Source organism: Microbacterium sp. C23T (assembly GCF_053345975.1).
Genome location: NZ_JBKFBD010000037.1, coordinates 1 through 26,604, shown reverse-complemented (window position 1 = coordinate 26,604; position 26,604 = coordinate 1). Strand labels below are relative to the sequence as shown.

25 protein-coding genes are annotated in these 26,604 nt (G+C 70.8%); 15 read left to right on the top strand and 10 right to left on the bottom strand.

Annotated features, from left to right (window positions below; all coding sequences use genetic code 11):
• The first annotated feature begins 60 nt into the window (after positions 1–60).
• Entirely contained in the window at positions 61–426 is a 366-nt protein-coding gene (locus tag ACLBXX_RS18080; RefSeq protein ID WP_310289688.1) for a YciI family protein, read from the top strand.
• Positions 426–1,679 (top strand): RNA polymerase sigma factor, encoded by a 1,254-nt coding sequence (locus tag ACLBXX_RS18075; protein ID WP_447659177.1) that lies wholly within the window; start codon positions 426–428, stop codon positions 1,677–1,679. Before ACLBXX_RS18080 ends, ACLBXX_RS18075 begins: the two co-directional genes overlap by 1 nt.
• A 107-nt stretch (positions 1,680–1,786) precedes the next feature.
• Here ACLBXX_RS18075 and ACLBXX_RS18070 read toward each other — a convergent pair whose 3' ends face one another.
• Positions 1,787–3,721, bottom strand: coding sequence for an anthranilate synthase family protein (locus ACLBXX_RS18070; RefSeq protein WP_447659160.1), 1,935 nt, complete (start codon positions 3,719–3,721; stop codon positions 1,787–1,789).
• 234 nt (positions 3,722–3,955) lie between these two features.
• On the opposite strand from ACLBXX_RS18070, the gene nhaA reads away from it, so the two are divergent.
• Positions 3,956–5,857: a Na+/H+ antiporter NhaA gene (gene nhaA / locus ACLBXX_RS18065; protein WP_447659159.1), complete on the top strand. Its 1,902-nt coding sequence runs from the start codon at positions 3,956–3,958 to the stop codon at positions 5,855–5,857.
• Between the two features lie 10 nt (positions 5,858–5,867).
• Positions 5,868–7,019 (top strand): flavodoxin-dependent (E)-4-hydroxy-3-methylbut-2-enyl-diphosphate synthase, encoded by a 1,152-nt coding sequence (gene ispG / locus ACLBXX_RS18060; RefSeq protein ID WP_375872863.1) that lies wholly within the window; start codon positions 5,868–5,870, stop codon positions 7,017–7,019.
• Positions 7,020–7,031: 12 nt separating this feature from the next.
• Here the strand turns inward: ispG and ACLBXX_RS18055 are convergent, their stop codons facing one another.
• Positions 7,032–7,634: a YdcF family protein gene (locus tag ACLBXX_RS18055; protein WP_447659158.1), complete on the bottom strand. Its 603-nt coding sequence runs from the start codon at positions 7,632–7,634 to the stop codon at positions 7,032–7,034.
• A 48-nt stretch (positions 7,635–7,682) separates the two neighbouring features.
• Between ACLBXX_RS18055 and ACLBXX_RS18050 the strand changes: the two genes are divergently transcribed.
• From ACLBXX_RS18050 to ACLBXX_RS18040, 3 genes are read left to right on the top strand one after another with little or no spacing between them, the layout of a single operon-like run.
• On the top strand, positions 7,683–8,567 hold the full coding sequence (locus ACLBXX_RS18050; protein ID WP_447659157.1) for a phosphotransferase: 885 nt from the start codon (positions 7,683–7,685) through the stop codon (positions 8,565–8,567).
• A 46-nt stretch (positions 8,568–8,613) separates the two neighbouring features.
• On the top strand, positions 8,614–9,237 hold the full coding sequence (locus ACLBXX_RS18045) for a hypothetical protein (RefSeq protein ID WP_447659156.1): 624 nt from the start codon (positions 8,614–8,616) through the stop codon (positions 9,235–9,237).
• Positions 9,238–9,268: 31 nt separating this feature from the next.
• Positions 9,269–10,498, top strand: coding sequence for a benzoate/H(+) symporter BenE family transporter (locus ACLBXX_RS18040; protein WP_447659155.1), 1,230 nt, complete (start codon positions 9,269–9,271; stop codon positions 10,496–10,498).
• Between the two features lie 25 nt (positions 10,499–10,523).
• On the opposite strand, the gene ACLBXX_RS18035 is transcribed toward ACLBXX_RS18040, so the two are convergent.
• Positions 10,524–10,799 carry a hypothetical protein gene (locus tag ACLBXX_RS18035; protein WP_447659154.1) on the bottom strand — a complete coding sequence of 92 codons (276 nt, stop codon included), beginning with the start codon at positions 10,797–10,799 and terminating at the stop codon, positions 10,524–10,526.
• Positions 10,800–10,914: 115 nt separating this feature from the next.
• On the opposite strand from ACLBXX_RS18035, the gene ACLBXX_RS18030 reads away from it, so the two are divergent.
• Positions 10,915–11,532, top strand: a complete 618-nt coding sequence (locus tag ACLBXX_RS18030) for a TetR/AcrR family transcriptional regulator (RefSeq protein WP_447659153.1) — start codon at positions 10,915–10,917, stop codon at positions 11,530–11,532.
• A gap of 13 nt (positions 11,533–11,545) precedes the next feature.
• Here ACLBXX_RS18030 and pcp read toward each other — a convergent pair whose 3' ends face one another.
• Both pcp and ACLBXX_RS18020 read right to left on the bottom strand, forming a co-directional pair.
• On the bottom strand, positions 11,546–12,181 hold the full coding sequence (gene pcp / locus ACLBXX_RS18025) for a pyroglutamyl-peptidase I (RefSeq protein WP_447659152.1): 636 nt from the start codon (positions 12,179–12,181) through the stop codon (positions 11,546–11,548).
• A 9-nt stretch (positions 12,182–12,190) separates the two neighbouring features.
• Entirely contained in the window at positions 12,191–13,633 is a 1,443-nt protein-coding gene (locus tag ACLBXX_RS18020; RefSeq protein ID WP_447659151.1) for an RNB domain-containing ribonuclease, read from the bottom strand.
• Positions 13,634–13,723: 90 nt separating this feature from the next.
• Between ACLBXX_RS18020 and ACLBXX_RS18015 the strand changes: the two genes are divergently transcribed.
• Positions 13,724–15,523, top strand: a complete 1,800-nt coding sequence (locus ACLBXX_RS18015; protein WP_447659150.1) for a proline--tRNA ligase — start codon at positions 13,724–13,726, stop codon at positions 15,521–15,523.
• Here the strand turns inward: ACLBXX_RS18015 and ACLBXX_RS18010 are convergent.
• Both ACLBXX_RS18010 and ACLBXX_RS18005 read right to left on the bottom strand, forming a co-directional pair.
• Positions 15,510–16,139 carry a hypothetical protein gene (locus ACLBXX_RS18010; RefSeq protein WP_447659149.1) on the bottom strand — a complete coding sequence of 210 codons (630 nt, stop codon included), beginning with the start codon at positions 16,137–16,139 and terminating at the stop codon, positions 15,510–15,512. The genes ACLBXX_RS18015 and ACLBXX_RS18010 overlap by 14 nt on opposite strands.
• The gene (locus ACLBXX_RS18005; RefSeq protein ID WP_447659148.1) at positions 16,139–17,143 is read right to left on the bottom strand and encodes a hypothetical protein; all 1,005 of its coding nucleotides are present in this window, start codon (positions 17,141–17,143) and stop codon (positions 16,139–16,141) included. The genes ACLBXX_RS18010 and ACLBXX_RS18005 overlap by 1 nt, the downstream gene beginning before the upstream one ends.
• A 198-nt stretch (positions 17,144–17,341) precedes the next feature.
• On the opposite strand from ACLBXX_RS18005, the gene ACLBXX_RS18000 reads away from it, so the two are divergent.
• Positions 17,342–18,391 (top strand): LOG family protein, encoded by a 1,050-nt coding sequence (locus ACLBXX_RS18000; RefSeq protein ID WP_447659147.1) that lies wholly within the window; start codon positions 17,342–17,344, stop codon positions 18,389–18,391.
• Between the two features lie 205 nt (positions 18,392–18,596).
• Positions 18,597–20,624, top strand: a complete 2,028-nt coding sequence (locus ACLBXX_RS17995; RefSeq protein WP_447659176.1) for a PhoX family protein — start codon at positions 18,597–18,599, stop codon at positions 20,622–20,624.
• Positions 20,625–20,689: 65 nt separating this feature from the next.
• Here the strand turns inward: ACLBXX_RS17995 and ACLBXX_RS17990 are convergent, their stop codons facing one another.
• The 3 genes from ACLBXX_RS17990 to ACLBXX_RS17980 form a co-directional block, all read right to left on the bottom strand.
• Positions 20,690–21,331: an acetate uptake transporter family protein gene (locus ACLBXX_RS17990; protein ID WP_082497080.1), complete on the bottom strand. Its 642-nt coding sequence runs from the start codon at positions 21,329–21,331 to the stop codon at positions 20,690–20,692.
• 122 nt (positions 21,332–21,453) lie between these two features.
• Positions 21,454–21,975 (bottom strand): pyridoxamine 5'-phosphate oxidase family protein, encoded by a 522-nt coding sequence (locus tag ACLBXX_RS17985; RefSeq protein ID WP_447659146.1) that lies wholly within the window; start codon positions 21,973–21,975, stop codon positions 21,454–21,456.
• Positions 21,976–22,059: 84 nt separating this feature from the next.
• Positions 22,060–22,896 (bottom strand): DUF1206 domain-containing protein, encoded by an 837-nt coding sequence (locus tag ACLBXX_RS17980; protein WP_447659145.1) that lies wholly within the window; start codon positions 22,894–22,896, stop codon positions 22,060–22,062.
• A gap of 116 nt (positions 22,897–23,012) precedes the next feature.
• On the opposite strand from ACLBXX_RS17980, the gene ACLBXX_RS17975 reads away from it, so the two are divergent.
• The 4 genes from ACLBXX_RS17975 to ACLBXX_RS17960 all read left to right on the top strand — a co-directional run.
• The gene (locus ACLBXX_RS17975) at positions 23,013–24,872 is read left to right on the top strand and encodes a lipase family protein (protein WP_447659144.1); all 1,860 of its coding nucleotides are present in this window, start codon (positions 23,013–23,015) and stop codon (positions 24,870–24,872) included.
• 131 nt (positions 24,873–25,003) lie between these two features.
• Positions 25,004–25,993 carry a transcription termination factor NusA gene (gene nusA / locus ACLBXX_RS17970; protein WP_116193892.1) on the top strand — a complete coding sequence of 330 codons (990 nt, stop codon included), beginning with the start codon at positions 25,004–25,006 and terminating at the stop codon, positions 25,991–25,993.
• Between the two features lie 34 nt (positions 25,994–26,027).
• Positions 26,028–26,279: a YlxR family protein gene (locus tag ACLBXX_RS17965; RefSeq protein WP_447659143.1), complete on the top strand. Its 252-nt coding sequence runs from the start codon at positions 26,028–26,030 to the stop codon at positions 26,277–26,279.
• A 109-nt stretch (positions 26,280–26,388) separates the two neighbouring features.
• Positions 26,389–26,604 (top strand): translation initiation factor IF-2 N-terminal domain-containing protein (locus tag ACLBXX_RS17960; RefSeq protein WP_447659142.1); only part of this gene is annotated, 216 nt, incomplete at its 3' end.

The window sequence follows — 26,604 nt, the reverse complement described above, 5'->3', positions numbered from 1 at the left end:
AATCGGTCTTGTCCGTTCGCTGTAGGAATGCAACGGTTCCACTGACGAAAGGACACGACCGTGAAGTACGTGATCATGTTCACCTCGACCCCCGAGCTCGACGCCGCCGTCCCGGATGAGCGCCGCCAGGAGGTCTACGGGCGGATCTACGAGTGGTTCCAGACCAACTCGGAGCAGATCTCCGATGGGGGCGCCGAGCTGATGCCCCTCTCCACCGCGACCACGGTGAAGTACGGACCCGACGGCCCCGTCGTGGTCGACGGGCCGTTCTCCGAGGCGAAGGAGGTCGTCGGCGGGTTCAGCGTGCTCGACGTCCCCGACCTCGACGCCGCGATCGGTCTCGTCAAGACGTGGCCGTCGATGGAGTTCCCCGGCATCGCCATCGAGATCCGCCCGATGGTGACGGACTACAGCCAGTTCGAGTGATGTCCGGAACGGATGCCGCGACCCCGCGCGACCCGGAACACCCGGGCGACGCCGGGGCCGCGGCATCCGATCGGCTCCTCGCCGGAGTGGTGCGCGAGGAGTCCGCGCGCATCACGGCGGCGCTGACCGTCTCGTTCGGGAGCTTCGACGTGGCCGAGGAAGCGGTCGCCGAAGCGGTGGAGGAGGCGCTGCGCGAGTGGCGCGGCCGGGGGATCCCGCCGAAGCCCGGCGCGTGGCTCATGCAGGCCGCGCGGCACAACGCCCTCGACCGGGTGCGGCGCGAGCGCGTGCTCCGGGACAAGGTCGCGCTGCTCCAGCCGGAGCCGTCGTCCGACGGCGCGCCGGCGGACGAGCGGCTCCCGCTCCTCTTCGGATGCTGCCACCCCGCGCTCGCGCCCGACGCCCAGCTCGCCCTCACGCTGCGGGCGGTGTGCGGCCTCACGACCGCGCAGATCGCCCGGGCCACGTTCTCGACCGAGCCCGCCACCGGACAGCGGATCTCGCGGGCCAAGCGCAAGATCGCCGACAGCGGCATTCCCCTGCGCGTTCCCGAGGGCGCGGACGCCGCCGCGCGCCTCGACCTGGTGCTCACGATCGTGTCGGTGATGTACAGCGAGGCCCACTTCGTGGCGGGGGCGGATGCCGCGGCAGACCGCGACCTCGCCGACGATGCGCTGTGGCTCGCCCGCGTGGTCGCCGAGGCGCTTCCTCGCGCCGCGGAGGCGTGGGGACTGCTGTCGCTGCTGCGGTTCCACCGGGCCCGCGAGTCGGCACGGTCCGTCGACGGCGAGCTCGTGCTGCTCGCGGAACAGGACCGCACACGGTGGGACGCGACGCTGCTCGCCGGCGCGCGCGACGCTCTCGGGCGTGCGGCGCGCCTGCGGCGGCCCGGACGCTGGCAGCTGCACGCGGCGATCGCGGCGTGCCACGCGGATGCCGCCGATGCGGCGTCCACCGACTGGCTGCAGGTGCTGACGCTCTACGACATGCTGCTCGGGTACGACCGCTCGCCGGTGGTGCGGCTGAACCGCGCGGTGGCGCTCGCGAGGGTCGACGGCGCCGCGGCCGCGCTCGCCGAGGTGGACGCACTCGAAGATCCGCTCGCACGATCGCATCTGTGGCACGCCGTGCGGGCGTCGCTGCTGCGGGACCTCGGACGCGACGACGAGGCGCTCGCCGCGGACCTCCGCGCGCTCGAGCTCACGGCCAACGAGGCCGAGCGCCGCCTACTCGCCGCCCGCGCCGCGCGCTGAGCCGCAGCATCCGTTCACCTGGCGCTTTCGGTCGCGCACCCGAGGCTGCGCGCCCGAATGCGTCAGGTGGATCGGGCGTGAGCCGCCGACTGCGGCCGGTGCGTGGCTCAGGCGGGGACGGGCGCCAGGGCCTGTTCGACCAGGCGCTGGAGCGTCGTCATGCCGTCGCGCGACAGGATCGACTCGAGGTGACCCTGCACGGACGCGAATCCGGGGCCACGCAGCGCGTACACGTCGCCCGAGGCATCGGCTGCGACCTCCGCTTCGCCCACGCGCGTCGTTCCGGCGGGGACGCGTGCGGTGAAGGTGTTGTAGAAGCCGATCGATGCCGGCACGCCGAACACGTCGACCGACTTCTGAAGTCCCTGGTGCGGCGCGTCGAGCGGAGCGAGGTCGATGCCGAACGTGTCGGCGAGGATCTGGTGGCTCAGACACACCGCGAGGAGCGGCCGGCCGGCGGCGCGGCGACGTGCGACGACCTCGCGCATGCGACGGATGCGCGGGCTCGACGCGTCGCGGGGGTCACCCGGCCCCGGGCCGGTCACGAGGAGCTCCGCCGCATCGATCTGCGCGTCGGTGACCTCGCTCCACGGCGAGATCTCGACCTCGAGCCCGAGGTGGCGCAACTGGTGGGCGAGCATCGTGGTGAAGCGGTCCTCGGCGTCGACGACGAGCGCCGACCGCCCCTCGAAGGATCCGGGTTCGCCCGAGCCCTGCGGGTTCAGCCAGAACTCGGCGAGGCGACCGTTGCGCGACGCCAGCAGCTCAGCGATCGCGGGGTCGTCGGCGAGGCGTCGGGGGGCCGCCGCGGGGGCGTCCTCGTCGATGACCTCGCTGCGCGCGGCCGCGGACTCGGCCGCGGTGTCGCGGGCAACGGCGCCGATCGCGCCGAGCACGCCGGCGGCCTTGCCATGGGTCTCGCCGACCTCGCCGTACGGGTCGGAGTGGCGCACGAGCGTGGCCCCGACCGGCACGCGCAGCCGGCCGTCCTGCAGGTAGGCGGTGCGGATGAGGATCGGCGCGTCGAGGTCGTGCGTCGCCTCGCCCGCCGCGAGCGTCTCACGGGGAGTGAAGAGCGCCGCGACGCCCGAGTAGTAGCCGCGGGGGGTCGTCTCATGACGGGTGATGACCGTGCACGCGTTCTGCATGGGCGAGCCGGTCACCGTGGGCGCGAACATCGTCTCGCGCAGGATGTCACGCGGGTCGAGCTTGCTGCGGCCCCGCAGCACGTACTCGGTGTGGGTGAGCCGCGACATCTCCTTGAGGTGGGGCCCCGTGATGCGGCCGCCGTCCGAGCAGACGGCGCTCATCATCTTGAGCTCCTCGTCGACGACCATGAAGAGCTCCTCGGTCTCCTTCGTCGAGCGGAGGAACTCGCTGAGCGTCTCGGGGGTCGCGCCTCCCGCCGGGTGGCGGAACGTGCCGGAGATCGGGTTCATCGTCACGACGCCGTCGCGTGCGCTCACGTGCGCCTCGGGGCTCGCGCCCACCGCGACATGGCCGGGGGTGACGACCGCGAAGGTCCAGTACGCGCCCCGCTCGTGCTCGAGGAGGGCCCGGAACCACGTCAGGGCGGCAGTGGCGGCATCCGTCGACACTCCCGCGGTGAAATCGCGACGGATGACGAAGTTGGCGCCCTCGCCGCGACCGATCTCGTCGGCGATCACGCGCCGCACGATGTCGGCATACTCCTCGTCGGCGATGTCGAAGCCGGGGCCGTCGAGGGGGACAGCGGAGGTCGGCAGCTGCGAGAGGGCCTCGTCGCGGGGGAGCGACGCGCGATTCTCGACGACGAGGCAGCGCAGCGGCGCACCGTCGTCGTGGCACTCGAACCCGCGCTCGCGCACCTGACGGAACGGGACCAGGGCGAGCACCTCGTTCGGCGCGCCGGACGCTCCCGTCAGTGGGATGTCGGCGAGGAGGTCGACGTCGACGACGTCGCCGGTCAGCACCTCGACCGTGCGGTCGTCACGCGCGATGAGCGCGAACGGAAGACCGCTCGCGGCGAGGTCGGGAAGGGACGGGGAAGCGGGCCCGGACATGTGCGTCGTCTTTCGTCGTGGGGCGGAGTCCCGTACGAAAAAGAAGACCGCCCCGTGGGCGGTCTGTGGTCACGCGAAACCCACCGCCTATGCGGTGAGCCACCAGGAGAGGTGCGCGGACATGCGCCGAACCTACCACACGCCCGATCCGGTCATCGGCCCACCGGCCCCGCGTTACGCACCATACTGAGGCGAGCCCCGTCTCCTCCCATCACCGCGCCGCGGAGGTACGCCATGACCCAGCTGACCATCACCGAGCGCTCGCCCGAACCCGAGCGGCCGGCGCGTCCGCGCCGCCGCGGTCCGTCGATCGCCGACCGCATCCGCAACATGGGGGAGCAGCGCACCGGCGCGCTGCTGCTGGTGCTCGCGACGCTCGTCGCGATCGTGTGGGCGAACATCTCCGCGACGTCCTACCACGACTTCTGGGAGACGGAGCTGACCGTCGGGTTCGGCGACATCCACCTCGAGTTCACCCTGCATGCGCTCGTCAACGACGCGCTCATGGCGATCTTCTTCTTCACCGTCGGGCTCGAGGTGCGTCGGGAGTTCGCGATCGGCGAGCTCACGAGCTGGTCGCGCGCGATGATCCCCGTCATGGCCGCCATCGCGGGGCTGCTCGTGCCGGCCGGGCTCTTCCTCGCGATCGCCGCAGGATCCGGCAGCGAGCACGCGTGGGGCGTCGTGATCTCGACCGACACCGCGTTCCTCGTCGGCGCGCTCGCCCTCATCGGGCCTCGCGCCTCCGGCCGATTGCGCGTCTTCCTGCTCGCGCTCGCGGTCGTGGACGACATCGGGGCGCTGAGCATCATCGCGCTCTTCTACACCGAGAACTTCACGCCGTTGCCGCTCGTCGTCGCCGCGGTCGGGCTCGCGGGCATCTATTTCACCCGCTACGTGCGCCGCGGCCGCGGCCCGATCTACGCGACCCTGTCGATCATCGTGTGGCTGGCGTTCCTCGCGTCCGGCGTGCACCCGACGCTCGCCGGTGTCGCCATCGCGCTGCTGATCCCGGTCTACCGGCCGAATCGCCGCGACGTGGAGCAGGCGCTCGAGCTCGCCCGGGTGTTCCGCCAGTCGCCCAACACCGAGTACGCCCGGCAGGCGGCGAACAGCCTGCGCGAATCGATCTCCATCAACGAGCGGCTGCAGTCGGCGTACTCCCCGTACGTGGCCTACGTCATCCTCCCGCTGTTCGCGCTCGCCAACGCGGGCGTCGAGATCTCGGGGCCGATCCTCGCGGCGGCGGTGCAGTCGCCGGTCACGTGGGCCATCATCGTCGGGCTCGTGGTCGGCAAGTTCGTCGGCGTCTTCGGCGCGGCCGCGATCATGAAGGTGTTCAAGCTCGGCGAGTTCGGACTCGGGCTCACCCTCGACCGGATCGCCGGCGGCGCGATGCTGTGCGGCATCGGGTTCACGATCTCGCTCTTCATCATCGATCTCGCGATCGACGACCCCGGCGTGCAGAACGAGGCGCGCGTCGGCGTGCTCGCAGCATCCGTCCTCGCGTTCATCCTCGCGGCCATCATGTTCCGCATCTCGGATGCGCGACGGCCCGACGACGACGGCGGACGCACCCTGGTGCGTGCGGTCGACCCCAAGCGCGACCACATCTACGGCGACGTGAACGCGCCGCTCACGATCGTCGAGTACGGCGACTTCCAGTGCCCGTTCTGCCTCAAGGCGTCCGGATCGATCGAAGAGGTGCGCCGCGAGCTCGGCGACCGGCTGCGCTACGTCTGGCGGCACGCCCCGCTCGAGCGGCAGCATCCGAACGCGCTCGCCGCGGCGGAGGCCGCCGAAGCCGCGAATCTGCAGGGCAAGCTGCCGGAGTTCTCACGCAGCCTGTTCGCCGATCAGGACCACCAGCTGCCGTCCGACATCATCCGGCGCGCCCGCGAGCTCGGTCTCGACGTCGAGCGCTTCGAGGAGGATCTCAGCTCGCCCAAGGTGACCGAGCGGGTGCGCGACGACATGCTGGATGCCGAGGCGATGGACATCACGTCGGTGCCGACGTTCTTCATCAACGGCGTACGGCACGTGGGGCCGTACGATGCACGCACGCTCGTGCGCGCGCTCACGGGCTCGGAGGCGGAAGGGGCCGGCGCCCCGCCCGCGCCCCGCGCCGACGCGTAGGCTGTCAGACGTGCCAGCCGTCAACATCGGGATGCCCAAGGTCCCCGAAACGCTCGCCCCCCGTCGCAAGACCCGCCAGATCAAGGTGGGAAAAGTGCTGGTCGGTGGTGATGCCCCCGTGAGCGTCCAGTCGATGACGACGACTCCGACGACCAACATCAACGCCACCCTCCAGCAGATCGCCGAGCTCACCGCCTCGGGCTGCGAGATCGTCCGGGTCGCCGTCCCCTCGCAGGACGACGCCGACGTGCTGCACATCATCGCGGCGAAGAGCCAGATCCCGGTGATCGCCGACATCCACTTCCAGCCGAAGTACGTCTTCCAGGCGATCGACGCCGGGTGCGGCGCGGTGCGCGTGAACCCCGGCAACATCCGCAAGTTCGACGACCAGGTGGGCGCGATCGCCGCCGCCGCGAAGGCCGCGGGCGTGTCCCTGCGCATCGGCGTGAACGCCGGCTCGCTCGACAAGCGTCTGCTCGAGAAGTACGGCAAGGCGACGCCCGAAGCGCTCGTCGAGAGCGCCGTGTGGGAGGCATCCCTCTTCGAGGAGCACGACTTCCACGACTTCAAGATCTCGGTCAAGCACAACGACCCGATCGTCATGGTGAAGGCGTACCGGCTCCTCTCCGAGCGGGGCGACTGGCCCCTCCACCTCGGCGTGACCGAGGCGGGCCCGGCGTTCCAGGGGACGATCAAGAGCGCCACGGCGTTCGGCATCCTCCTCGCCGAGGGCATCGGCGACACGATCCGCGTGTCGCTGTCGGCTCCGCCGGCCGAAGAGGTCAAGGTCGGACACCAGATCCTGCAGTCGCTCAACCTGCGCGAGCGCAAGCTCGAGATCGTCTCGTGCCCGTCGTGCGGCCGCGCCCAGGTCGACGTCTACACGCTGGCCGACAACGTCACCGAGGGCCTCAAGGACATGACCGTCCCGCTGCGCGTCGCGGTCATGGGCTGCGTCGTGAACGGCCCGGGCGAGGCCCGCGAGGCCGACCTCGGGGTCGCATCGGGCAACGGCAAGGGCCAGATCTTCGTGAAGGGCCAGGTCATCAAGACGGTGCCCGAGGCCGACATCGTCGCGACCCTCATCGAAGAGGCGAACCGCATCGCCGACGAGATGGGCCCCGACGCGCCGATCGGCACCGCGCAGGTCGTCACGTCCTAGCGCGGGCGCCCGTCATCGCGGTTCGGCCCGCCGTCGCGCGTGGTACCGGCCTGCGATGACCGCCGCCGCGACCTTGAGCAGCGGCGCCTCGCCGAACCGGTAGTCGGCGCCGCGCGCGAGACGGTCGGCGAGGTCGGGCCTCAGGCTGCGGAGGTGCTCACGTCCGACCGCGGCGTGGGGCGAGTTCGACACCACCTTGATGGCATCCGCGTCCTCGACGAGCGCGATCGCGTTCTCGATGTTCTCCTGCGTGGTCGTGCTCGTCGAGTCGAGCAGGATCCGCCCGGCGTACCCGCGACTCCGGGCGTAGCGCGCCATCAGCTCGGCTTCAGGGATGTCGCCGCCGACGCTGCCGCCGCACAGCACCAGCACGCTCTCGCGTGCCCGAGGACTCTGCGAACGCAGCCCGACGCGAACGCGGTACCGGTTGACGAAGTTCGCCTTCGGCCCTCGATCGCGGTACCCGAGGATCACCACCGCCTCGATGCCGTCCGCGGCGGCGCTGACGCCGAGCGCGCGGTGCGAGGCGCGCCAGTTCACGTACTCCGCCCACGCGAGCAGGCTCAGGCCCGCTGCGGTCGCGGCGACCGCGAGCAGGGGGATGAGTCGACGCACACCCCGACCCTACGGGCACGGTCACGGCGTGCATGGCAGGATCCGAGGGTGCACCATCCCTCGACGCCGCCCGACGCCGCCGGCCTCGGACGTCTGTCGCCGCGGCAGCGTGCCCTGGTCGCCGCGTGGCTCCCCGGCGTCGAGGTCATCGCCGACCTCAGTTGGAACCAGGTAGAGACCGTCGTGCTGCAGGTGCGCCAGGGTGATCGCACGCTCATCGTCAAGGCGGGAGGCGACACCGACCACCACCTCGGCCGCGAGCTCGACGCGCACGAGGGCGGTTACGTCTCTCCGTGGGCGGAGCGCGGTCACGCGGCGAGGCTGCGATGGGCCGATCGTGAGGCCCGCCTCCTGGTCCTCGACTGGCTTCCCGGCGAGCTGGCGTACCGCACGGCGGCGGGCGTCGACCCCGAGATCCATCGCCGCGCGGGCGCGTTGCTGCGGCGGTTCCACGCGCAGGCGACGCGGCCGTCGGAGGGGATGGATGCTGCCGCCACCCGCCGCGCGATCGCCTGGCTGGATGCGCCCCACGCGATCGCGCCGGACGTGGAGCGCCGCCTGCGAGCCATGCTGGCCGCCCTGCCCCCGATCGAGGACGACCTCGTTCCGACCCACGGAGACTGGCAGCCGCGCAATTGGCTGGTCGACGGCGACGAGGTCCGCGTCATCGACTTCGGACGCTTCGCATTCCGCCCCGCCGCCACGGACTTCGTGCGCCTCGCCGCGCAGGAGTGGCGTGAGAACCCCGCGTGCGAGGCGGCGTTCCTCGATGGCTACGGCCAGGACCCCCGGCATGCGTCCGACTGGATCCTCATGCGATCACGCGAGGCCATCGGAACGGCCTGCTGGGCGCATCAGGTCGGCGACGCCGAGTTCGAGGCGCAGGGGCACCGCATGATCTCGGATGTGCTCGCGGAGTACGAGACGCGCTGAGGCCCGGCCGCGCGGAGCCGCGCGAGGGCTCCGTTACTGTGAGCGCATGGTGCACTTGCGCAGGGCCGGCGATGTCGAGGTGTACGAGCGCCTGCGCTTCGTGCCGTTCACCGTCGGGGCGGCGGTCGCGGGCGTCGTCCTCGCGCTGCTGCCGGTGTTCGACCCGCGTTACCTCGCGTTCTCGGCCGGGCTGGGGCTTGTGCTGTGGCTGCTCTGGGCGTTCGCGGTGTGGCCTCGCGTGACCGTCGAGACCGACGCCGTGCTCGTGCGGAACACGTTCACGACCACGCGGTTCGCGTTCTCCGCGCTCGACGGCGTGGCGTCGGGCTTCACGCTCGACTTCCTCCTGCGCGGGGGGCGGCGCGTGCGCGCATGGGCGGTGCCCGGCCAGCAGAACCTCGCCATGGAGGCGATGCGTTCCGCGGACGCGCATGCGAGCGGGTTCCAGCCCGTCAGGCGGGTCTCCGAGCTGACGGTCGGCACGGCGACCACCCCCGCGGGCCAGGTCGCGGCGTCGATCGCGCGCAGACTGGCTGCGGCCGGAGCGGGGCAGGTCGGCGTCGCCGATCCTCCGTCCGATACCGTTCGTCGCGTCAACGTGGTCATGATCGCGGTGACCTGCCTGGTCGTGGTCCTCGCGGTCGTCGGCATCGCGGGAGGCGCTTCATGAGCCCCTCTCGCCGATCGCGACGGCACGAGGGATGACCGAGGACACCTCGACCGGCGCCACGGCGCCGGATCCTTCGCCCGCCCAGCCCGAGACCGCACCGCTGTCGCGGCCGATCGTCGCGGGCATCGTGACCTCGCTCGTCGGCGTCACGAGCTCTTTCGCCGTGGTGCTCACGGGCCTCGACGCCGTCGGGGCATCACGCGCGCAGGCGGCGAGCGGCCTCCTCGTGCTCTGCCTCACGATGGGGGCGTCGGCGATCCTGCTGGCATGGCGCTACCGCATGCCGATCACCGTCGCGTGGTCCACGCCCGGCGCCGCTGTGCTCGCCGCCACCGGGGCCGTCGAGGGCGGTTGGCCCGCGGCGGTCGGCGCGTTCCTCGTGACCGCCGGCCTCATCCTGCTGACGGCGCTCTGGCCGCAGCTCGGCCGGCTCATCGCTCGGATCCCGCCGTCGATCGCGCAGGCGATGCTCGCCGGAGTGCTGCTCCCGCTGTGTCTCGCCCCGATCTCCGGGCTGGTGCTGAACCCGTGGGGTGTCGTGCCGGTCCTCGTCACGTGGCTCCTGTTCGTGCGGCTCGCGCCGCGGTGGGCGGTGCCGCTCGCGTTCGTCGCGGCATCCGTCGTCGTGGCGGTGGATGTCGCGGTCACGGGCGCGACGATCGACCCGGCGCTGCTGGTTCCCCGACTGGAGTTCACCGCGCCGACGCTCACCTTCGGCGCCGTCGTCGGACTCGCGCTGCCGCTGTTCCTGGTGACGATGGCGTCGCAGAACGTGCCCGGCATCGCGATCATGCGCAGCTTCGGCTACCAGGTGCCGTGGCGGCCGGCGATGATCGTGACCGGCGTCGGCACCGCCCTCGGCGCGACGGCCGGCGGACACGCGATCAACCTCGCCGCGATCAGCGCGGCGCTCGCCGCCGCACCTGACGCCGATCCTGACCCGAAGCGGCGCTGGGTCGCGGGTGTGTCGACGGGCGCGAGCGGCATCGTGCTCGGCGGGCTGTCGGCGGCGCTCGTCGCACTGGTGGTGGTGGCGCCGGAGGCTGTCATCCCGGCGGTCGCCGGCATCGCGCTGTTCGGCGCCTTCGGCTCCGCCGTGCAGCAGGCGATCGACGACCCGGGGGAGCGGCTGCCGGCGGTGGTGACGTTCCTCGTGGCCGCGTCGGGCGTGGCGATCGCGGGGGTGAGCGCCGCGTTCTGGGCCCTGGTCGCAGGTCTCGTCGTGCGTGAAGTGCTCCACTTCGGCCGCCGCTCGCGCTGACCCCTCCGCTCAGGACGGCGCGACGTCAGTCCTGGCGGGGCGCGCGGCGCCGGCGAAGCGACGTGTAGACGCCGAGGAGGCGCGGCACGACGACGTAGACCGCGAGCGGCACGACGACGGCGGTCAGCACCAGCGCGCGGAGGATGGGATGCCACGACTCCGACACGGGTCCGAGCAGCAGCATCCCCACCGACACGAGAGGGAAGATCGCCAGCCATGTGATCACGGCGCGTACGTGGACGGACGGCGCGGGAGCGGGGGCGGCCACGTGAACGGGCTCCGTGCGCGAAGAAAGGGACATGTGCGGCATCCTTCCGAAAAGCCAACTGAATGGTTGCAACTGGCTGGTTGTAAGTGAACCACCGCGCAGAGTATTCCGCAACCACTCAGTTGGAGTTGTTGGATACCATGGGCGCATGGCGTGGGATACCGAGCGCACGAGGCGGCTTCTGCTCGACGCGGCGACGGTGGAGTTCAGCGAGCACGGGCTCGCCGGAGCACGCGTGGACCGCATCGCCGCCGCCGCCGGCGTGAACAAAGAGCGCATCTACCAGTACTTCGGCAAGAAGGACGAGTTCTTCGCCACCGTGCTCGCCGAAGCGCTCCAGGTCGCGTTGCAGGCGGTGCAGGTCGAGGGCACCGGGCCTCAGGCGGTGGGCGACTACGCCGCGCGGCTGTTCGACCACCACATGGCGAACGGCCACATCCCGCGCCTCGTCTACTGGGAAGGACTCGAACGCGGCATCGCGGCGGCCGACAGTCCGGTGCGAGCCGAGTTCCACGCCGAGAAGGTCACGCGCATCCAGCGCATGCTGCCGGGTGTCGATCGCGTCGAGGCGGGGGAGCTGCTGCTCACCTTGGTGAGCCTCGTCAACGCCTGGCCGGTGCTGCCGCAGCTCGACGCGCTCATTGTGCCCGACGCCGGCGACGGAGCCGCGCGCATGGCGGCACGACGCGCCGCGATCGTCGCCACGGTGACGGCTGCCGCAACGGCGGTGGCGGCGTCCGCCTCGGCCGAGCCCGCCGCGCGCTGACGCCCGAGGGCGGTCAGTGCAGCGTCCCGCCCGGCACGGCGGTGTCCGCGGTCACGTCAAGGCTCGTCTGGACCGCGATCTCGAGCGCGCGAGCGATGTCCGAGAGCGGCAGGGCGGCAGATTCCGTCGTCGGCGCGTGCTCGGCAGACCAGGGCACGTGCACGAATCCGGCACGGGTTCCGGAGGCCGCCGCCTCGAGCGCCGTGAAGAACACGTGGTTGCACACGAACGTGCCGGCCGAGTACGACACCTGGGCGGGGATCCCGGCGCCGGCGATGCGCCGTGCGATCTCCTTCACGGGGAGCGTCGCGAAATGGGCGGTCGCGGCACCGGGAACGCTCGGCACGTCGACGGGCTGGTCGCCGTCGTTGTCGGGGATGCGCGCATCGACGAGGTTCACGGCCACGCGCTCGACGCCGATCGCGGCACGACCGCCCGCGAGCCCGGCGGCGATCACGATGTCGGGCCTGTGCTCTGCCAGCAGCGCACGCATCCGCTCCGCTGCGCCCGCGAACGTCACCGGCAGCACAGCGGTGACGAGTGCTTCCGGCCCTTCCCACCGTGAGGCCACGAGACTCACGGCGGCTCCCGACGGATTGGAGGAGTCGCCGCCGAACGGCTCGAACCCGGTGAGCAGCACTGTCGTCATGCGACCACGCTATTCGCTGTGCTCGAGCACGACGGTGCCCGAGTCGATGTCGACGGACTCGAGGCGCAGTCGCACGGTCGCCCCCGCCGCCGCGTCGAGCCCCGCGACCTTCGCGGTGACCGGCGGATCCGTGAGCTGCACGCGGGCGCCGTCGCCGCGCAGGCCCAGCACCACGGCTTCGAAGACCTGGTCCTCGTGGCCGGACAGGAGCGCCGCTTCGACCCGATCGACGGTCGCCGCCCCGAGACGATTCGCCACGCCGTCGCTGCGCGCCATGATCTTCGGCAGCGACGCAAGGCTCTCCCGCGCCCACGCGGGCACCTCCCGCCCGTTCGCGAGCGCCTCGCAGATCACGAGCGACCAGCGATCGACGAGCCGCCGCAGCGGCGCCGTGGTGTGGGCATAAGGCGCGCCGATCGCCGCCTGCAGCGGGTCGGCGGGCGGTGCGCCGTCGAACGCCGCGTACCCCGCACCGCGGAAGAGACCCGCGGCGGCATCGAGAATCGCGAGCGCGGCGGGCGAATCGCGCTCGAGACCGCGCAGGTAGTCGCCGTACGAGACGTCGGCCGGCCACGGGATGCCGAGCGCCACCGTCTGCGCTCGGAACGCGGCGACGTCGTCGGCCTCGGCAGCGGGCATCGTCCGCAGGATCCCCACGCGACCCTTCAGCATGATGTCGGCGGCGGCCATTCCGGTGAGGAGCGAGACCTGGGCGTTCCAGTCCTCGAGGACGAGCGGAGCGTCGCGTTCGAGGCGGTAGCCGCCGTCCTCGGCGACGATGCGGGTCTCGGGCACGTTCAGGCTCGCACCGCCGCGCTCGACCTCGCGAGCGAGCCGCTCCTGGCCGAACCAGGGGAGCGCCGCGAGGCTCGGCGGAGCACTGCCGGCGTCGATCGCGGCCTGGGCGTCGACGTAGGTCCACTGCGCCCGCGACCGGATCACGGCGCATCGCAGGGTCGTCTCGACGGGGCGAGCCCCGTCGTCGAGGACGAATCTCCAGACGAACGCCCGACGGTCCTGATCCGGCAGCAGTGACGCCGCGCCCTCGCTGATGACGACGGGATGCAGAGGGATCCGACCATCCGCCGCGTACAGGGTCTGCCCGCGCACCCGCGCCTCCGCGTCCATCGCACCGCCTGGGGCCACGAAGGCGGGGAGGTCGGCGATCGCATAGTGCAGCACCGCCCCGGTCGCCGTGCGCTCGAGGTGGAGGGCCTGGTCGAGGTCGGTGGAGCCCGCGGGATCGATCGTCAGGAACTCGATGTCGCGCAGGTCATCGAGCTCCGCCGTCGCCGGATCGACAGAGACCGCGCCTGCGGCGCGCTGCGCCTCGGCCTCCACGTCGGCGGGGAAGCCGGCCGGAAGCTCCAACTCCTCGTGCAGGTGCGCGAGCGACTCGAGGAGCTCGTCGTGGGCCTGTGCGGGAGCGAGTCGAGGTCGGCGTGCGGGCACCCGATCAGTGTAGGCACCGGGGCACGTGCGACGCCCAGGATTGACATCGGCGCGGGGGCGCAGCATCCATTCGCCCTAAACTTGACCCTCGTGGTCACCCGTCTGTCGCACTTCTTCCTCCGCACGCTCCGTGAAGACCCCGCTGACGCCGAGGTCACGAGCCACAAGCTGCTCGTGCGCGCCGGCTACATCCGGCGCCAGGCGCCAGGCATCTTCGCGTGGCTCCCGCTGGGTCTGCGCGTGAAGGCGAAGGTCGAACAGGTCGTCCGCGAGGAGATGACGAACGCGGGAGCGTACGAGGTGCACTTCCCGGCGCTGCTGCCGCGCGAGCCCTACGAGATCACCAATCGGTGGGAGGAGTACGGCGACGGCATCTTCCGCCTCAAGGACCGCAAGGACGCCGACTACCTGCTGGCGCCCACGCACGAAGAGGTCTTCACGCTCCTCGTGAAGGACCTGTACTCGTCGTATAAGGACCTGCCGCTCACGATCTACCAGATCCAGGACAAGTACCGCGACGAGGCGCGCCCCCGCGCAGGGCTCCTGCGCGGCCGCGAGTTCACCATGAAGGACGCGTACTCGTTCGACTCGTCGGACGCCGGCCTCGACGCGAGCTACATGCTGCAGCGCGACGCCTACGAGCGCATCTTCCAGCGCCTCGGTCTCGAATACGTCATCGTGCAGGCGGATGCGGGAGCGATGGGCGGTTCGCGCTCCGAAGAGTTCCTGCACCCGACCGCCGTCGGCGAAGACACGTTCGTGCGCTCGGCCGGCGGGTACGCGGCCAACGTCGAGGCGTTCACGACCGTCGCGCCGGAGCCGATCGCCCTCGACGGGCTCGGTGGTCCGGTGATCTTCGACTCGCCGAACACGCCGACCATCCAGACGCTCGTCGACCACTCGAACGCGCATCTGGACGCACCCGCGTCAGGGATCGCCGGCCCCGCCACCGACGGCGTCACCGAGTGGACGGCCGCGCACACGCTCAAGAACGTCGTGCTGGCGCTCACCCACCTCGACGGCACGCGCGAGCTCGTGATCGTCGGCGTGCCCGGCGACCGCGACGTCGACGACAAGCGCGTCGAGGTCGCGTTCGCGCCGGCCGAGGTCGAGCCCGCGACGCCCGAGGACTTCGAGAAGCACCCGCTCCTCGTGAAGGGCTACATCGGCCCCTGGTCGGAGACCGGCGCCGTGCTCGGCGAGGAGTCCGCGACCGGCATCCGGTTCCTCCTCGACCCCCGCGTCGTCGACGGCACCGCGTGGGTCACCGGCGCCAACATCGACCAGAAGCACGTGCACACCCTGGTCGCGGGCCGCGACTTCATCGGCGACGGATTCGTCGAGGTCGCCAGCGTCCGTGCGGGCGACCCCGCGCCCGACGGCTCGGGTCCGGTCGAGCTCGCCCGTGGCATGGAGATCGGGCACGTCTTCCAGCTCGGCCGCAAGTACGCCGACGCGCTGGGCCTCAAGGTCCTCGACGAGAACGGCAAGCTCGTGACCGTCACGATGGGCTCGTACGGCATCGGCGTGACCCGCATCCTCGCGATCATCGCCGAGCTCAACAACGACGACAAGGGTCTCATCTGGCCCGCGTCGGTCGCGCCGTTCGATGTCCACGTCGTCGCGGCCGGCCGCGAGCCGGTGATGTTCGATGTGGCCGCGCAGCTGTCGGCCGACCTCGAGGCCGCCGGCCTCGACGTGCTCTACGACGACCGGCCCAAGGTCTCGCCCGGCGTGAAGTTCGGCGACGCCGAGCTCGTCGGCGTGCCGAAGATCGTCATCGTGGGCCGCGGTGCCGCCGAGGGCCAGGTCGAGCTCTGGGACCGTCGCACCGGCGACCGCGAGGTCGTCTCGGTCGCCGACGCCGTCGCCCGCCTCAGCGCTCGCTGAAGGGCGGCGGCTCCTCCTTCACGGGCGCGGTCTCGCGCTCGGGCCCGGGCCCGGGCTCGATCACGTGCTCGGGCACGGGTGGCACCGGCGGGGGAGTGACGCGGGGCTTCTTCCGGAAGTAGTGGCCGACGGGTCGCAGGAACGGCAGGATCGCCGCGGCGATTGCCATGAGGACCAGGGCGCCCACGACCACCCAGAACGTCGTGTCGCCGCCGACATCGGGGCCGACGAACGACACCGACGATGCCGCGGCCTGCCACGCCCACCACTGGTTCGACACGATCACCATCGCGAAGCCCGCGGCCGGGAGGGCGAGGACGGCCAGCACCACGCGCGCCGCGCGGCTCGCGCGCCGCAGCCGCAGCACGAAGATCACCTCGACGACCACCAGCGCGAGCGTCGGCAGGCCGATCGGCACGTATACGAAGAGGATGTCCCAGGCAGGACCGCCGACCTCTGCGGCCTGACCGAAGACGAGCCCCATCCACGCGAGTCCGACGGACTGCACGAAGATCAGCACCCACCAGAGGTAGAACGCCGCGACCACCGGCCATGGCGCGCGTGGCCGCGGAAGCTCAGCTCCGGCAGGCGCTTCCAGGGTGATCGGTGTGCTCATCACGGTGTCTCCGCCCAGAAGACCGGCTTGACCGTCCCGTCGGGTTCGAGCAGATCGAACTCGTAGCCGCCATTCGAGACGTCCTCTTGCGAGACGTCGAAGATGTCGTAGTACGTGAGGGTGCCGTCGCCGTTGTCGCGCCCGCCGTCCTCGATGGTCGGATACCCGGGGATCGAGACCGTCGTGTAGTCCGTGTAGTCGCCGTCGTAGACGAACCAGTAGCTCGGAGGCGCCGTCCACGAGAAGCAGTCCAGCCCGCCGTCGGGTGTCGCCTCGATCGTCACGGGCACGGCGACATACACCCCGTTCTGCGGAGGCGCCGCGGCCTTCTCGGTGACGTCCACCGGGGCGTCCACCGTGAAGGTCGCGATGTCGCGCGGTTCGGCCGCTGCGGTCGGCGCGACCGTGATCGTCCTGCCGTACGGGAACGAGGGTTCGGAGATGGTGTCGACGCCCACCAGGTCCGGTGCGAAGAAGGCCGAGGAGTAGGCGTCGGCGTCGACGTTGTCCGGCGGGGTTCCCGAGAGCAGCTGGCAGTCCGCGTAGCCGTACACGTGGACGCCGAGATCGGGCTGCGGGATGGCGCTCGCGGTGCCGAACACTCCTGCGACCAGTGCCATCACCACCCCCGCGACCGCGGCCGCTGAGCGACGCCCGCGGCCTTCCAGCGCGACGACGCCCGCCGCGATCGCGGCGACGGCGAGAGCGACGGTGACGGACGGCCCTGCGGTCCGGCCCCACCCTGCGAACAGTAGGAGCAGGCACGAGAGCAACGCCGCGGCGCCGAGTGCGAGCGCGAGGACGGCGGGCAGCTGCGATCGAGCGGGCGCCGCCGACCCTCTGTCGAGGGCCGGCGGCGGACCGACCGGGGGGATGACGTATGCAGTCGGGGCAGCTTCCTGCTGCACCACCACCCCCTCGGCGGCCGCTCGTGGTGCGGGGCTGTAGCCGACGTCGCCGCCACCGGCGTCCCCGCCGTGGCTCCACGGCTCATCAGCGCTCATGTCGCACCCCCAGTGGCATCCGCTCCCTCGCGCATGCCATGTGTCCCCACGCAGAATGATGCACCCGACAAGCGTTTTGATACAACGGTGTATCCGAATCGACCCGGCCGCGCCCTGCGCCCTGCGCCCCGCGCCGCGTGACGAGAACGTTCACGCGTCGTCCACCGAACGGCGGCTCCGCGTGGCACTCTGGGCGTCATGGGCCCCAGCGACACCGGAACCATCCCGCACCCCGTGACCGAGGAACTGCGCGCGACCATCGCCGCCGCGGGCATCACCGAGAGCACCGACCTGGTGGCACGCATCCTCGCGACGGGCATCGGGATGGGGATCGACGACACCGACCGCCTCGACCTCAAGATCACCTCGGCTGCGCTCAGCGAGATGCGCGCCGCGTTCCGGCTGTTCGCGCCGTACCGGGGGATCCCGAAGGTCACGATCTTCGGCTCGGCGCGCACGCTGCCCGAGGACGCCCACTACGGTCAGGCGTCGGACGTGGCCACGGCGCTCGCTGATCGCGGCTGGCTGGTGGTGACCGGTGCGGGGCCGGGCATCATGCAGGCCGCCGCCGAGGGTGCCGGGCCTCACAACTCGCTCGGCGTGTCGATCCGCCTCCCCTTCGAGGAGAAGCCGAACGCGATCGTGGGCGCGAACGCCCGCAATGTGGCGATGAAGTACTTCTTCACGCGCAAGCTCATGCTCGTGAAGGAGTCGAGCGGCTTCGTCTGCGTTCCGGGCGGGTTCGGAACGCTGGACGAGATGTTCGAGCTGCTGACGCTGCAGCAGACCGGCAAGGCCGATCCGACGCCGATCGTCCTGCTCGACGCGCCCGGCGGCACGTTCTGGACGGGGCTGCGCCGATTCGTCGACGATCACCTGATTCCGTCGGGCGTGATCTCGAAGGGCGACTTCGATCGGGTGCTCATCACCGACTCGGTGCCGTCCGCGGTCGACGAGCTGACCGGGTTCTACCGCAACTACGACTCGCTGCGCTGGGTCGGCAAGCGGCTCGTGCTGCGCGTGAAGGCGGAGCCGACGGATGCTGAGGTCGAGGCGCTCAACGCCCAGTTCGGCGACCTCGTCACCGAGGGCGGCATCGAACGGCGCGGACCGCTCACCGTCGAGATCGAGGACGACGACGAGCTGCAGTGGCCGCGGCTGGTCCTGCGGCTGAACCAATTCCGCGTGGGCGAGCTGTACCGCCTCATCCGGGCGATCAACTCGCTCGAATCCGCACCGGCCGGCTGACGCCTCGAGGTCGCCGCACACCCGGGGGATGCGGCATCCGTCTCGATGAAGCCGTTCTCATGTCCTCGTCGCCGGGCGTTCACCTCCGGTTCCGGCGAGCTTCGCCGCACGCGGCGAGGCTGGCGCCACCCCACGCCAGCCCGTTGCCATGCATGCCGAGAGGACGCTCGTGAGCATCATCGAAGGATTCCGCCGTTCCCTGCCCATGGCAGACCACGCACGAGGCAAGCGCCTCGCCGTGACCTGCCAGTACAAGTGCGCCAACGCGTGCCTGGGCCCCGAGTGCAACTCGTCGCACAACGAGACCTTCCAGGAGGTCGCCGCAGCCGCGCTGTCGCGTCGCGCGCTCCTCGGCCTCGGTGCCGCGGGTGCCGTCGCCGTCGCCGTCGGCGGCCTCCGCGGGCAGACGCCGCTGTCGGGCCCGGGCTCGTCGGGTGTCGGGGGAGCGGGTGCCGCATTCGCGCGACCCGCGGGCGGCAGCCTCCCCTTCGACCCGATCGCGCCCGTGAACCGTCTGGTCGACGAGTTCACCGTGCCGGCCGGGTACACCTGGCGTCCGATCATCCGATGGGGCGACCCGCTCTTCTCGAACGCCCCGGTCTTCGACATCAACGCGCAGACGCCCTCCGCGCAGGCCGTGCAGTTCGGCTACAACAGCGACTATCTCGACATCGTCGCCGACCCGAGCGGCAAGACGGGTGTGCTGGTGAACAACCACGAGTACGTCAATCCCGAGATCATGTTCCCGCCGACCGCCGACGCCGCCGAACTGCAGCGTCGAGGCGATATCTACAAGGCCGCGCAGGGCATGTCGGTCGTCGAGATCACCCGCAAGCGCACCGGCGAGCCGTGGTCGTACGTCGTCGACGGCAAGCGCAACCGCCGCATCACGGTCGAGACGGTGTTCGAGCTGACCGGACCCGCCGCGGGCAGCGACCTCGTGAAGACTGCGGCCGACCCCGAGGGCCGCTGGGTGCACGGCACCCTCGGCAACTGTGCCGGGGGCACCACTCCGTGGGGCACGATCCTGTCGGGCGAGGAGAACTTCAACGGCTACTTCGCGTGGGCCGCCGACACCGCCGCGCAGAAGCGTTACCAGTCCTCGTCGTCGACCTCGACGTCGACCGGCTGGGACAAGTACGACCCCCGCTTCGACGCGCACAACGCCGACTATGTCAACGAGCCGAACCGCTTCGGCTACATCGTCGAGATCGACCCGCAGGACCCCACCTCGACCCCGCGCAAGCACACCGCGATGGGCCGCTTCAAGCACGAGGGCGCCAACGTCATCGTCGCGGAGGACGGCCGCGTGGTCGCGTACATGGGCGACGACGAGCGCAACGACTACCTCTACAAGTTCGTCTCGAAGAACAAGATCTCGGGATCGCGCAAGAAGAACCTCCAGCTGCTGAGCGAGGGCGACCTGTACGTCGCCAAGTTCTCGGGCAACTCGCCGGCGAACCAGATCACCGGCACCGGCGCCTTGCCGGCCGACGGCAAGTTCGACGGCTCGGGCACCTGGATCCCGCTCACGCAGAACGGCGAGAGCGTCGTCCCGGGATTCACGACGGAGCAGGTGCTCGTCTACACGCGTCTGGCGGCCGATGCCGTGGGCGCGACCAAGATGGACCGTCCGGAGGACGTCGAGCCCAGCCCCAAGACCGGCAAGGTGTACCTGGCGCTCACGAACAACTCGGCGCGATCGGTGGCGACCCTCGATGAGGCGAACCCCGTCACCGGGAACCGCTACGGCCACGTTGTCGAGCTGACCGAGACGGCCGGGCAGTCGGGCACCACGTTCGGCTGGAGCATCCTGCTCCTCTGCGGCGACCCCGCGGTCTTCGGCAACTCGTACTTCGCCGGCTTCCCCAAGGAGCTCGTGTCGCCGATCTCGTGCCCCGACAACGTCGCCTTCGACTCGGCCGGCAACCTCTGGATCTCGACCGACGGCGCGCCGAGCACGATCGGCTACAACGACGGCCTGTTCCTCGTGCCGCTCGAGGGCGCCGAGCGGGGCCACGTTCAGCAGTTCCTGTCGGTGCCGCGCGAGGCCGAGACCTGCGGTCCCGTCATCCACGACAAGGACGGCCTCGTGTTCGTCGCCGTGCAGCACCCGGGTGAGGGCGGCACGTTCGCCGCACCGACGTCCCTCTTCCCGGATTACGGCTCGTCGGCGTCGGGCGCCGTCGCCACCGCGCCCCGCCCGTCGGTGGTGCAGGTCTACCGCGCCTGAGCTCGGACGCCGGAACGAGACGCCGCCCCGCCTTCGTCAGGTGGGGCGGCGCCCTCGTCGTGGCGTCACGACTCCGGGTTGGGATCGCCCAGGATCCAGGGCGGTCCCAGCGGGACGACGCGGCGCCCCATGGTCCGCCAGTAGAACTTCTCGACGAGCATGTAGGCCGCGAGCGCAGAGGCCACCATCAGGAGGATCGAGCCGGTGATCGCGAGACCCTCCGTCGCGGTGAACGCCGCGACCGACTGGAGTCCCAGCCCGAGCGAGACGCTCAGCAGCGTGATCGGCAGCACGGAGTTGTGCACCGCGCCCGCGGGCGTGAAGAGCAGCGCCAGGATCGCGAACACGAGCGAGAAGAGCCCACGCGCCTGGGCGGTCACCTCGAAGAAGCCGAGCTCCTCACCGAGGAGGAATCCCGGGACCACGATCCAGTACCAGCCGAAGGCGTTGTACACGATGAAGTGGAAGTTGTCGCCCGCGAAGTACGACAGCATGCCCGCTGTCACCTGCACGACGCCGCCGAACACGGCGCCCACCCAGAACACGGGCGCGTCGTCCTGAAGGCCGAGATGCGCGAGCTGCGCCGTGACGGTGGCGATCACGAAGCCCAGCAGACCGATGAGCCCGGGGTCTGCGACGCGCAGACCGCCGCCGCGAGGAACGCGGATGGCGTCGGTGATCGCGATGTTCGTCGTGCCGTCGGTCATGCCCGTGCCCCCTGTGGATCGCCACTGCCGCCTGAGTCGTGCACGGCCAGTATGGCGGAGCGGAGGGGACCGGCAGAGTGTCCGCGCCGGTCAGCGGCGTGACGGCCGACGACTGGCGGGCGTCAGCAGCTGACCCTGCCGTGCGACATGGTGTCGTCGGGCGTGTCCCTCGTCACGAGCGCCTTCAGCATGCCCGCCGCGGTGACGAGTTTGCCGTGCCGGGGCTCCCAGAACTCGCACTCGACGGGCGTCACGCGCAGCAGAACGATGCCGGGCGTCTCGAGTCCGTTCTCGAACCAGATGTCGAGGCTGGGGGAGTACAGCTCCTTCATCTTCGCCGCATCGCGAACGACCTGGGCCCGGCCGGCGACAGAGACGTAGCGGTGTCCTTTGGAATCGAGGTACGACAGGCCCACATCATGCTGCGGATCCGCCTGACTCTCCGACACCTTCGCCGTGTCGGCGAGCGTGAAGAACCAGATGTCGCCCTTGCCATCCATCTGGCGTGTGCTCATCGGCCGGCTGACGAGGTTCCCCGCGGAGTCGCGAGTGGTCAGCATGGTGAAGTCGATGTCCTCGACGAGTTCCTTGACCCGCGCGATCGCATCGGGGCCGGTGACGAGATCTTCCTCTGTGTGCGTCATGCCCCCAGGCTCGACCGGGTCGTCGGTGGACGCCAGACCATTGACACCAAGGATGCTGGGGCCTACCGCGGTCGCATCGTCCGGTCACATCCGCGCGAAGCGGGCGCGGGCGATGGTGAAGGCGGCGTAGGCGAAGAAGCCGATGCCGATCGTCCAAGCGAGCGCCGGACCGAGCGGCAGTGTCAGGAGCGCATCGATGGCGCCGTCGAGACTGCCCGCGGCCTCGGCGTCGGTGACGAAGGCTGCGACGAAGACGAGCACGCCGAGGGTCGTGAGGGCGACGCCCTTCGCGACGAATCCCACGACCCCCAACAGCGTGACCCATCGTGCCGGCGTGCCGTCCGGAATCCGCATGCGCGTGCGGAAGCTGCGCCCCGCGCCCATGACCACGAAGACGACGCCGGCGATCCCGACAGCGAGGCCGATGATCGCCAGGACGATCGAGCCTCCGGGAATGCGAAGCAGCTCGCGGCTGGCATCCTCGGCGGTCTTGTCCGCGTTCGGTCGCGCGCCGACAGCCACTGCCGCCGAGATCAGACCGAGCACGAGGAAGACCACGGCCTGCCCCCATTCGGCAAGCCGGCGCCCCCACTTCCGGGCGGCGCCCTTCGTGTCGCCCGACCGATCTCGCGCCAGGAGTCCCTCTGCGGTGTGCCATATTCCGAGCGCGCACAGCCCGGCCGCGATGAGCCACAGCACGACGAACCCCGCGGGGGCACCCGCCACGGCCTTCATGGCGCCTGCCTGGTCGCCCTCGCCTTTGCCGCCCGAGGCGATGACAAGCACGATGACGCCGATCAGCGCGTGGATGATCGCATTGGCGACGTAGCCCGCGCGAGCGAGCACCTCGAAGACCGAGTTCGATTCCGCCTCGCGGGCGAGCTGCTTCGCGCCCGCCTTCACCTCGTCGCCGGTCCCCACCCACCTCACGCTAACTCCCGGTGTCAGGGCGAGCAGGGGCTTGACGACGCCCACAAGCGGTGGAACCCGCCAAGGGACACCGCGACCTCATACGCACGCAATCTAAGATGGGGCGGATGATCCGCGAGGGCCGTCGACCGCCGGCGACCGGCTGGAGCGTCGTACCTCGCCTGGTGCGTGGAGCTCCTCCCGTCGTGCTCGTCGTCGTGGGCGCGCTCTCGCTCCTGGTCGGGCTGCTCATCGTGACGCGACCGCTCACGTCCCTCGTGCTGCTGACCGTGTACGTGGGACTCAGCGCCGTCTTCTCAGGACTTGCGCGCATCTTCGCCGCGCCCGAGACGCCGCTCTGGTCCCGACTGGTGTTCGGCGGCCTGTGGATCGCGCTCGGCCTGGCGGTGCTCTTCGGTCTCGGCCGCACGCTCGAGCTGCTGCCCGAGATCATCGCGGTGCTCCTCGTGCTGGGTGGCCTCGCGTCCCTCTACGACGCGGTGTCCCGCGGCAGCGTGAGCCAGCGCGTGCTCGCCGGGGTTTGGGGCGGTACCCAGATCGCATTCGGCGTGCTGTCGTACGCATGGCCCGATGTCACGATCCTCCTCGTCGCGGTGATCTTCGGTGTCCGCACGATCGTGTTCGGCGCGACCCTGCTGGTCCGTGCGGTGCGCGCCTTCGTGGAGGGACGCCGTTCCGTTCCGGCGACAGGGCTGCCCGCAGCATCCGTTCCGGAATCCACGACGCGTCGCCGCCGTGCGGGCGCGGCGTGGCTGGCCGTGGGGCGCTACGCGCTCTCGGCGCTGCTGGTGGTGCTCGCGGTCGGCGGGTGGTGGGCGAACTCGTGGTTCGAGGACGGCGCCCAGGTGGTCGACGCGTTCTACGACCCGCCCGCCATCGTGCCGTACGACCACGGGCGCCTGATCCGCAGCGACGACTTCTCGGGGCAGAAGCCTGCCGGCGCCGACGTCCGCCGCATCCTCTACACGACCCGCGACGCCAACGGCCAGCCGGCGGTGGCCAGCGCACTGGTCATCGTGCCGCAGGACCCGCCTCCCGGCCCACGACCGGTCGTCGTGTGGAACCACGGCACCACCGGCGTCGCCCGCGGGTGCGCGCCAAGCCTGCGCGATGCGTCGGCGACGAAGTGGGCGATCCCCGGACTGGACCAGGCGATCGCGAACGGCTGGGTGGTCGTGGCGTCCGACTACTCGGGACAGGGAGCGCCCGGCGTGTTCCCGTACCTCATCGGCCGCGGCGAGGCGCGCTCGTCGCTCGACGCCGTCATCGCCGCGCGTGAACTCGACGGTGTCACGCTGTCGAGCCGCACCGTGGTCTGGGGGCACTCCCAGGGCGGGCACGCCGCCCTCTGGACCTCGCAGATCGCCGACGACTACGCGCCGGATCTGGATGTGCGGGGCACAGCCCTGCTCGCACCGGCTGCAGAGCCGGTCGCGCTCGCCGAGGAACTCACCAGCGGCGACGCGAACGCCCTGCTGTCGATCCTCATCTCGTGGGTGCTCGTGCCCTACGCCGACACTTACGACGACGTCGACCTCACCCGCTACATCGCACCGGGCTCCGAGGTGATCGTCCGCGAGATGACGCAGCGGTGCCCGTCCGAGCCCGGCGTGATCGTGTCCGTCGCGACAGCGCTCGGCGTCTCGGAGGACCGCCCGCTCTACGTCGGCGACCTCACCGCGGGCGCGCTCGGCCGCCGCCTCGAGGACAACACGCCGACAGGTCCCTGGACGCAGCCGATCCTCGTCGCGTGGGGGGACCAGGACGAGGTCATCCCGCCCCACCTGCAGCGCGAGTTCGTCGACCGGCTGTGTGCGGAGGGGAACCAGGTGCGCAGCCTCGAGTACCGCGGCTACGACCATCTGCGCACGCTGCTGCCCGGATCGCACTTCGTGCCCGTGCTCATCGAGTGGACGGACGCCCGGTTCCGCCACTCCGGCACCCACGTCGACGACTGCGCCAGGTGAGGGGACGAGGGTGCCGGACGCTGCGCAGGGTGTGGAGCCGACTCGCAGAACCGTGGGACGCGGCATCCGGTAATGTTGGAGGGTTCCGGCGCGCGTCGACGTGCTGGTGAGAGCTGAATACGGAGGCCACTGTGGACATCGATCTCGGACTGCTGCGGACTGTCGAGCGCGAGAAGGAGATCCCCTTCGACGAGCTCGTGCGCATCATCGAACAGGCGATCCTGACCGCGTACGCGAAGCACACCTCGCCCACGGGCGAGCTGCCGGAGGGCGCGCGCGCAGAACTCGACCGCAAGACCGGTCACGTGGCCGTGTTCATCCCGCTGCTCGACGAGGAGGGCGCGGTCGTCGGCGAGGAGGAGTCGACTCCCGAGGACTTCGGCCGCATCGCCGCGTTCGCCGCGAAGCAGGTCATCAGCCAGCGTCTCCGCGACATCGCCGACGACGCCGTGCTGGGTGAGTTCCGCGGCAAGGAGGGCGACATCGTCGCGGGCATCGTGCAGCAGGGCCCGAACCCGCGCATGGTGCACGTCGACCTCGGCACCGTCGAGGCGATCCTGCCTCCCGAAGAGCAGGTGCCCGGCGAGGACTACGCGCACGGCGCGCGCCTGCGCGTGTACGTGACGTCGGTCGCCAAGGGCACGAAGGGCCCGCAGATCACCGTCTCGCGCACGCACCCGGGTCTCGTCCGCAAGCTGTTCGCGCTCGAGGTTCCCGAGATCCCCGCGGGGCTCGTCGAGATCGTCTCCCTCGCGCGCGAGGCCGGCCACCGCACCAAGATCGCGGTCAAGGCGAACGACCCGTCGATCAACGCCAAGGGCGCCTGCATCGGCGAGCTCGGCCGCCGCGTGCGCGCCGTCACCGAGGAGCTCGGCGGCGAGAAGATCGACATCGTCGACTACGATCCCGAACTCGCGAAGTTCGTCGCGAATGCGCTGTCGCCCGCGAAGGTGACGTCGAGCTTCATCCTGGATGCCTCGAACAAGGCTGTGCGCGCCCTCGTGCCTGACTACCAGCTGTCGCTCGCGATCGGCAAGGAGGGCCAGAACGCCCGTCTGGCCGCGAAGCTCACGGGCGCGAAGATCGACATCCAGCCGGACTCGATCCTCGAGGAGGGCTGACCCGCGGCGCTGGCTCCCAGCCCCGGGGTGTACCATGGATGCTGTACGAACGTGCGTCGGATGCCGCACGCGTGCTCTCCGGACCACCCTCCTCAGGGTGGTCTCCATCGAATCCCACCTCGTCGTCGACGAGCGTGCTTCGATGCCCGGAAGAGGCGCGTGGGTGCACGAGACGCCGGAGTGCGTGGATGCCGCCATTCGGCGCCGCGCCTTCGTGCGGGCATTGCGTGTGTCAGGCCCGCTTGACACGCAGACCATCGAAGAGCACATCCAGCGAAAAGGCTGAACGGCTATGGAAACAAAGTGAACGGCTCGAAATGAGACCCGTCCGCCAATAACGGTCTGCCCTGTCTGGGTAGGCCCCAGACAGGAGAATTGTGGCTGGCAAACCACGCGTGCATGAGATCGCTTCCGAGCTCGGCGTCGACAGCAAGGTCGCCCTCGAGAAGCTGAAGGCGCTCGGCGAATACGTCAAGAGCCCCTCGTCCACCATCGAACCCCCCGTCGCGCGCAAGCTGCGCGCGGCACTCGAAGCCGACGGCGCGGCCAAGTCCGCTGGCGCGGCGCCCGCTGCGGCGAAGCCCGCGGCTGCGGCTCCCGGCGCGCCGGCG

Bases quoted from the DNA above. Each gene is read 5' to 3' on its own strand.
- ACLBXX_RS18040 (WP_447659155.1), top strand. From the start codon at position 9,269: ATGACCGAGGACACCTCGACCGGCGCCACGGCGCCGGATCCTTCGCCC.
- ACLBXX_RS18010 (WP_447659149.1), bottom strand. From the start codon at position 16,139: ATGAGCACACCGATCACCCTGGAAGCGCCTGCCGGAGCTGAGCTTCCG.
- pcp (WP_447659152.1), bottom strand. From the start codon at position 12,181: ATGACGACAGTGCTGCTCACCGGGTTCGAGCCGTTCGGCGGCGACTCC.
- ACLBXX_RS17990 (WP_082497080.1), bottom strand. From the start codon at position 21,331: ATGACCGACGGCACGACGAACATCGCGATCACCGACGCCATCCGCGTT.
- ACLBXX_RS18045 (WP_447659156.1), top strand. From the start codon at position 8,614: ATGGTGCACTTGCGCAGGGCCGGCGATGTCGAGGTGTACGAGCGCCTG.
- ACLBXX_RS17985 (WP_447659146.1), bottom strand. From the start codon at position 21,975: ATGACGCACACAGAGGAAGATCTCGTCACCGGCCCCGATGCGATCGCG.
- ACLBXX_RS18000 (WP_447659147.1), top strand. From the start codon at position 17,342: ATGGGCCCCAGCGACACCGGAACCATCCCGCACCCCGTGACCGAGGAA.
- nhaA (WP_447659159.1), top strand. From the start codon at position 3,956: ATGACCCAGCTGACCATCACCGAGCGCTCGCCCGAACCCGAGCGGCCG.
- ACLBXX_RS17995 (WP_447659176.1), top strand. From the start codon at position 18,597: ATGGCAGACCACGCACGAGGCAAGCGCCTCGCCGTGACCTGCCAGTAC.
- ACLBXX_RS18075 (WP_447659177.1), top strand. From the start codon at position 426: ATGTCCGGAACGGATGCCGCGACCCCGCGCGACCCGGAACACCCGGGC.
- ACLBXX_RS18005 (WP_447659148.1), bottom strand. From the start codon at position 17,143: ATGAGCGCTGATGAGCCGTGGAGCCACGGCGGGGACGCCGGTGGCGGC.
- ACLBXX_RS18030 (WP_447659153.1), top strand. From the start codon at position 10,915: ATGGCGTGGGATACCGAGCGCACGAGGCGGCTTCTGCTCGACGCGGCG.
- ACLBXX_RS17965 (WP_447659143.1), top strand. From the start codon at position 26,028: ATGGATGCTGTACGAACGTGCGTCGGATGCCGCACGCGTGCTCTCCGG.
- ACLBXX_RS17975 (WP_447659144.1), top strand. From the start codon at position 23,013: ATGATCCGCGAGGGCCGTCGACCGCCGGCGACCGGCTGGAGCGTCGTA.
- ACLBXX_RS18070 (WP_447659160.1), bottom strand. From the start codon at position 3,721: ATGTCCGGGCCCGCTTCCCCGTCCCTTCCCGACCTCGCCGCGAGCGGT.
- ACLBXX_RS18035 (WP_447659154.1), bottom strand. From the start codon at position 10,799: ATGTCCCTTTCTTCGCGCACGGAGCCCGTTCACGTGGCCGCCCCCGCT.